General features: G+C 35.0%; 7 protein-coding genes and 1 pseudogene. All 8 read left to right on the forward strand.

Annotated features, from left to right (window positions below; genetic code table 11):
* Window positions 1-16: 16 nt before the first annotated feature.
* Complete coding sequence (locus O3599_RS02050; protein ID WP_001234978.1) at window positions 17-283, forward strand: RNA-binding S4 domain-containing protein; 267 nt, start codon at window positions 17-19, stop codon at window positions 281-283.
* Complete coding sequence (locus O3599_RS02055; protein ID WP_247939284.1) at window positions 276-644, forward strand: septum formation initiator family protein; 369 nt, start codon at window positions 276-278, stop codon at window positions 642-644. The genes O3599_RS02050 and O3599_RS02055 overlap by 8 nt, the downstream gene beginning before the upstream one ends.
* A gap of 4 nt (window positions 645-648) precedes the next feature.
* Window positions 649-771 carry an SP_0009 family protein gene (locus tag O3599_RS02060; RefSeq protein WP_000429334.1) on the forward strand — a complete coding sequence of 41 codons (123 nt, stop codon included), beginning with the start codon at window positions 649-651 and terminating at the stop codon, window positions 769-771.
* Window positions 764-2,032, forward strand: coding sequence for a serine hydrolase (locus O3599_RS02065; protein WP_247939285.1), 1,269 nt, complete (start codon window positions 764-766; stop codon window positions 2,030-2,032). Before O3599_RS02060 ends, O3599_RS02065 begins: the two co-directional genes overlap by 8 nt.
* Window positions 2,029-3,306, forward strand: coding sequence for a tRNA lysidine(34) synthetase TilS (gene tilS, locus O3599_RS02070; protein ID WP_247939286.1), 1,278 nt, complete (start codon window positions 2,029-2,031; stop codon window positions 3,304-3,306). The genes O3599_RS02065 and tilS overlap by 4 nt, the downstream gene beginning before the upstream one ends.
* 4 nt (window positions 3,307-3,310) lie before the next feature.
* Window positions 3,311-3,853, forward strand: a complete 543-nt coding sequence (hpt, locus tag O3599_RS02075; RefSeq protein WP_247939287.1) for a hypoxanthine phosphoribosyltransferase — start codon at window positions 3,311-3,313, stop codon at window positions 3,851-3,853.
* 15 nt (window positions 3,854-3,868) lie between these two features.
* Entirely contained in the window at window positions 3,869-5,827 is a 1,959-nt protein-coding gene (gene ftsH / locus O3599_RS02080; RefSeq protein ID WP_247939288.1) for an ATP-dependent zinc metalloprotease FtsH, read from the forward strand.
* Between the two features lie 120 nt (window positions 5,828-5,947).
* Window positions 5,948-6,144: pseudogene (locus O3599_RS02085) on the forward strand (sigma-70 family RNA polymerase sigma factor); the annotation flags it as partial.

The raw sequence follows: 6,144 nt of genomic DNA on the forward strand, positions 1-6,144 counted from the left end.
ATTTGAGGTAATAAAAATGAGATTAGACAAATATTTAAAAGTATCAAGAATTATCAAGCGTCGTACAGTCGCAAAAGAAGTAGCAGATAAAGGTAGAATCAAGGTAAATGGAATCTTGGCAAAAAGTTCAACGGATTTGAAAGTTAATGACCAAGTTGAAATTCGCTTTGGAAATAAGTTGCTACTTGTAAAAGTACTGGAGATGAAAGATAGTACAAAAAAAGAAGATGCAGCAGGCATGTATGAAATTATCAGTGAAACACGGGTAGAAGAAAATGTCTAAAAATATCGTACAATTGAATAATTCTTTTATTCAAAATGAACACCAACGTCGTCGCTATCTGATGAAAGAACGACAAAAACGTAATCGTTTCATGGGTTGGGTTCTCATTTTGATGATTTTATTGTTCATTTTACCAACTTATAATCTTGCTCAAAGCTATCATCAATTACTCCAAAGACGTCAACAGTTATCAGACTTGCAAACTCAGTATCAAACCTTGAGTGAGGAAAAGGAGAAAGAGACAGCTTTTGCTACAAAGTTGAAAGATGAAGATTACGTTGCTAAATACATGCGTGCAAAATATTATTATTCTAAGAATCGGGAAGCTGTTTATACGATTCCTGACTTGCTCCCAAGGTGATAAAATGGAAAATTTATTAGACGTAATTGAGCAATTTTTGAGTCTATCGGATGAAAAACTAGAAGAGTTGGCTGATAAAAATCAACTATTGCGTTTACAAGAAGAAAAGGAAAGGAAGAATGCGTAAGTTCTTAATTATTTTGTTGCTACCGAGTTTTTTGACTATTTCAAAAGTCGTTAGCACAGAAAAAGAAGTCGTCTATACTTCGAAAGAAATTTATTACCTTTCACAATCTGACTTTGGTATTTATTTTAGAGAAAAATTAAGTTCTCCCATGGTTTATGGAGAGGTTCCTGTTTATGCGAATGAAGATTTAGTAGTGGAATCTGGAAAATTGACTCCCCAAACAAGTTTTCAAATAACCGAGTGGCGCTTAAATAAACAAGGAATTCCGGTATTTAAGCTATCAAATCATCAATTTATAGCTGCGGACAAACGATTTTTATATGATCAATCAGAGGTAACTCCAACAATAAAAAAAGTATGGTTAGAATCTGATTTTAAACTGTACAATAGTCCTTATGACTTAAAAGAAGTGAAATCATCCTTATCAGCTTATTCGCAAGTATCAATCGACAAGACCATGTTTGTAGAAGGAAGAGAATTTCTACATATTGATCAAGCTGGATGGGTAGATAAGGAATCAACTTCTGAAGAAGATAATCGGATAAGTAAAGTCCAAGAAATGTTATCTGAAAAATATCAGAAGGAATCATTCTCTATTTATGTTAAGCAACTGACTACTGGAAAAGAAGCTGGTATCAATCAAGATGAAAAGATGTATGCAGCTAGTGTTTTGAAACTTCCTTATCTTTATTATACGCAAGAAAAAATAAATGAGGGTCTTTATCAGTTAGACACGACTATAAGATACGTATCTGCAGTCAATGATTTTCCAGGTTCTTATAAACCAGAGGGAAGTGGTAGCCTTCCTAAAAAAGAGGATAATAAAGAGTATTCTCTAAAAGATTTAATTACGAAAATATCAAAAGAATCTGATAATGTAGCTCATAATCTATTGGGGTATTACATTTCAAACCAATCTGATGTAACATTTAAGTCCAAGATGTCTGCTATTATGGGAGATGATTGGGATACGAAAGAAAAATTGATTTCTTCTAAAATGGCTGGGAAGGTCATGGAAGCTATTTATAATCAAAATGGATTTGTGCTAGAGTCTTTGACTAAAACAGATTTTGATAATGAGAGAATTGCCAAAGGTGTTTCTGTGAAGGTAGCTCATAAAATTGGGGATGCGGACGAATTTGAGCATGATACGGGTGTTGTCTATGCAGATTCTCCATTTGTTCTTTCTATTTTCACTAAGAATTCTGATTATGATACGATTTCTAAGATAGCTAAGGATGTTTATGAGGTTCTAAAATGATGGAACAAGATTTTTTAAATCATTGTCTCAAGAGAGAATATTTTAAAAAACATGCTAAGGTGGTGCTTGCTCTTTCTGGTGGATTAGATTCTATGTTTCTATTTAAGGTATTATCTACCTATAAAAAAGAGTTAGCAATTGAATTGATCCTAGCTCATGTAAATCATAAGCAGAGAGTAGAATCAGATTGGGAAGAACAGGAATTAAGGAAGTTAGCTGCTGAAGCAGAACTTCCTATTTATATCAGCAATTTTTCAGGAGAATTTTCAGAAGCGCTGGCTCGACATTTTCGTTATGATTTTTTTAAAGAGGTCATGATAAAGACTGGTGCGACAGCCTTGGTAACTGCCCACCATGCTGATGACCAGGTGGAAACGATCTTGATGCGTTTGATTCGAGGCACTCGTTTGCGCTATCTATCAGGAATTAAGGAGAAGCAAGTAGTCGGAGAGATAGAAATCATTCGGCCCTTCTTGAATTTTCAAAAAAAAGACTTCCCATCAATTTTTCATTTTGAAGATATATCAAATAAAGAAAATCATTATTTTCGAAATCGTATTCGAAACTTTTATTTACCAGAATTAGAAAAAGAAAATCCTCGATTTAGAGATGCAATCTTAAGCCTCGGCAATGAAATTTTAGATTATGACCTAGCCATAGCTGAATTATCAAAGAATATTGATCTAGAAAATTTAGAGCAGTTATTGTCTTACTCTGAGTCGACACAAAGAGTTTTATTTCAAACTTATCTGAATCGTTTTCCAGATTTGAATCTCACAAAAGCTCAGTTTGAAGAAGTTAGACAAATTTTAAAAACTAAAAGCCAGTATCGTCATCCGCTTAAAAATGGTTATGAACTAGTAAAAGAGTATCAACAGTTTCGGATTTGTAAAATCAGTCCGCAGGCTGATGAAAAGGTAGATGAACTTGTGTTACACTATCAAAATCAGGTATTTTATCAAGGATACATATTTTCCTTTGGAATTCCTTTAGAAGGTGAATCAATTCAAAAAATACCTGTTTCACGCGAAACATCCATACACATTCGTCATCGAAAAACAGGAGATTTTTTGATTCAAAATGGGCATAGAAAAAAACTAAGACGTCTATTTATCGATTTGAAAATCCCTATGGAAAAGCGAAGATCTGCTCTGATTATTGAGCAATTTGGTAAAATTGTCTCAATTTTGGGAATTGCGACCAGTAATTTGAGTAAAAACACGAAAAATGATATAATGAACACTGTACTTTATATAGAAAAAATAGATAGGTAAAAAAATGTTAGAAAACGATATTAAAAAAATTCTCGTTTCACACGATGAAATTACAGAAGCTGCTAAAAAATTAGGTGCTCAACTCACTAAAGACTATGCAGGAAAAAATCTAATTTTAGTTGGGATTTTAAAAGGATCTATTCCTTTTATGGCTGAATTGATTAAACATATCGACACACATATTGAAATGGACTTCATGATGGTTTCTAGCTATCATGGTGGGACAGCAAGTAGCGGTGTCATTAATATTAAACAAGATGTGACTCAAGACATTAAAGGAAGACATATTCTATTTGTAGAAGATATTATTGATACAGGTCAAACTTTGAAGAATTTGCGAGATATGTTTATTGCAAGAGATGCAGCTTCTGTTAAGATTGCAACCTTATTGGATAAACCAGAGGGACGTGTTGTAGAAATTGAGGCTGACTATACCTGCTTTACTATTCCAAATGAGTTTGTAGTAGGTTATGGTTTAGACTACAAAGAAAATTATCGTAACCTTCCTTATGTTGGAGTATTGAAAGAAGAAGTATATTCAAATTAGAAAGAACAATTTTTAATGAAAAAACAAAATAATGGTTTAATTAAAAATCCTTTTCTATGGTTATTACTTATTTTTTTCCTAGTTACAGCTTACCAGTATTTTAGTACAGGTAGTGTTGCAGGGAAAAGTGAGCAAATTAATTATACAGAATTGGTAAAAGAAATTACCGATGACAATGTAAAAGAATTAACTTACCAACCAAATGGCAGTGTTATCGAAGTTTCAGGTGTTTATAAAAATCCTAAAACAAGTAAAGAAGAAACAGGCATTCAGTTCTTTTCTCCATCTGCTACAACAGTAGAGAAATTTTCAAGTATTATTCTTCCTTCAGATACTACAGTATCAGAATTGCAAAAGCTTGCTTCTGACCATAAAGCGGAAGTAACTATTAAGCATGAAAGTTCGAGTGGTATGTGGATTAATATTCTTGTATCCATTGTGCCATTCGGTATTCTTTTCTTCTTCCTATTCTCTATGATGGGAAATATGGGAGGAAATAATAGCCGTAACCCGATGAGTTTTGGACGTAGTAAGGCTAAAGCTGCAAATAAAGAAGATATTAAAGTAAGATTTTCAGATGTTGCTGGAGCTGAGGAAGAAAAACAAGAACTAGTTGAAGTTGTTGAATTCTTAAAAGATCCAAAACGATTTACAAAACTTGGAGCCCGTATTCCAGCAGGTGTCCTTCTGGAGGGACCTCCGGGAACAGGTAAAACTTTGCTTGCTAAGGCAGTCGCCGGAGAAGCAGGTGTTCCATTCTTTAGTATTTCAGGTTCTGACTTTGTAGAAATGTTTGTCGGAGTTGGAGCTAGTCGTGTTCGTTCTCTTTTTGAAGATGCCAAAAAAGCAGCTCCAGCTATTATCTTTATCGATGAAATTGATGCTGTTGGACGTCAACGTGGAGTCGGTCTTGGCGGAGGTAATGACGAACGTGAACAAACCTTGAACCAACTCTTGATTGAGATGGACGGTTTTGAGGGAAATGAAGGGATTATTGTCATCGCTGCGACAAACCGTTCAGATGTACTTGACCCTGCCCTTTTGCGTCCAGGACGTTTTGATAGAAAAGTATTGGTTGGCCGTCCTGATGTTAAAGGTCGCGAAGCAATCTTGAAAGTTCATGCTAAGAACAAGCCTTTAGCAGAAGATGTTGATTTGAAATTAGTGGCTCAACAAACTCCAGGTTTTGTTGGTGCTGATTTAGAGAATGTCTTGAATGAAGCGGCTTTAGTTGCTGCTCGTCGCAATAAATCGATAATTGATGCCTCAGATATTGATGAAGCAGAAGATAGAGTTATTGCTGGACCTTCTAAGAAAGATAAGACTGTTTCACAAAAAGAACGTGAATTGGTTGCCTACCATGAGGCTGGACATACCATTGTTGGTTTAGTCTTGTCGAATGCCCGTGTTGTTCATAAGGTTACAATTGTACCACGAGGCCGTGCAGGTGGATACATGATTGCACTTCCTAAGGAAGACCAAATGCTTCTTTCTAAAGAAGATATGAAAGAGCAATTGGCTGGCTTAATGGGGGGACGTGTAGCTGAAGAAATCATCTTTAATGTCCAAACTACAGGAGCTTCAAACGACTTTGAACAAGCGACACAAATGGCGCGTGCAATGGTTACAGAGTACGGTATGAGTGAAAAACTTGGCCCAGTTCAATATGAAGGAAGTCATGCCATGTTTGGTGCACAAAGCCCTCAAAAATCAATTTCAGAACAAACAGCTTATGAAATTGACGAAGAGGTTCGATCATTATTGAATGAAGCACGAAATAAAGCTGCTGAAATTATTCAGTCAAATCGTGAAACTCACAAGTTGATTGCAGAAGCATTATTGAAATACGAAACATTGGATAGTACACAAATTAAATCTCTTTACGAAACAGGAAAGATGCCTGAAACAGTCGAGGAGGAATCTCATGCATTATCTTATGATGAAGTAAAGTCAAAAATGAATGATGAAAAATAACACTGAGAGAGGCATGTCCTCTCTTTTTTGTTCAGTTGAGGAGCTAAAGGGTGCAGAATGGATGAAATGTGCCAAAAGTGTTTTTGAATCTGTTAGACTGTATCTAGAAAGGGGAACATTATGTTTAAAGAATTGTATGAAGAAGTCCAAGGAATTGTATACAAGTGTAGAAAGGAATATCACCTTCATTTATGGGAGTTATCGGACTGGGATCAAGAGGGAATGATCTGCTTACATGAATTGATTAGTAAAGAAGAGGGATTAGTAGAAGATATCCCTCGTTTAAGGAAATATTTCAAAACTAAGTTCCGGAATCG

This window comes from Streptococcus sp. 27098_8_103 (assembly GCF_041432345.1).
Classification (GTDB): domain Bacteria; phylum Bacillota; class Bacilli; order Lactobacillales; family Streptococcaceae; genus Streptococcus; species Streptococcus mitis_BV.